This is a genomic window from Achromobacter pulmonis, assembly GCF_002885955.2.
GTDB classification, from domain to species: Bacteria; Pseudomonadota; Gammaproteobacteria; order Burkholderiales; family Burkholderiaceae_B; genus Achromobacter; species Achromobacter pulmonis_A.
The window spans coordinates 1-367 of the sequence record NZ_POQS01000086.1; the positions used below are offsets into that span (position 1 = coordinate 1).

The 367-nt window shown below is 66.2% G+C and carries 1 protein-coding gene; it reads right to left on the minus strand.

Features of this window, described 5'->3' with window-relative positions:
* Positions 1-303: DUF6094 domain-containing protein (locus tag C1I89_RS33860; RefSeq protein WP_258231588.1), on the minus strand; the 303-nt coding region annotated here is incomplete at its 3' end.
* Positions 304-367 lie beyond the last annotated feature (64 nt).

Sequence of the window (367 nt, forward strand, 5' to 3'; positions counted from 1 at the left end):
GTCCATCAGGTCCGCGTGCAGGCAGTGATCGACCAGGCCGCGGGCATGGCGCGCCCGCTCGGCGTCGAATTCGACGGCGAACGCCTTGGCCTGTTCGCGCCCGAGGGCATGAGAGGCTTCGGCGATTGCCACGCCTTCACCGGCGCAGGGATCGAGGATGCACATCGGCCCGTCGCTGGGCATCAGTGCGTTGAGGGCTCTTTCGAGCGTGGGTTCGTCGGTCGGGTAGTACCCATTTTTGGCGAAATTGCGGGCGAGCCGCGGGAACATGAGAGCCATGGAAGTCTCCTGGTTGGCGGGGATGAATGACGGAAGCACGCCAAGGCGTGCCTCCGAGGGTGGGTCAAGCCGCCACCGCTTCCGGCGT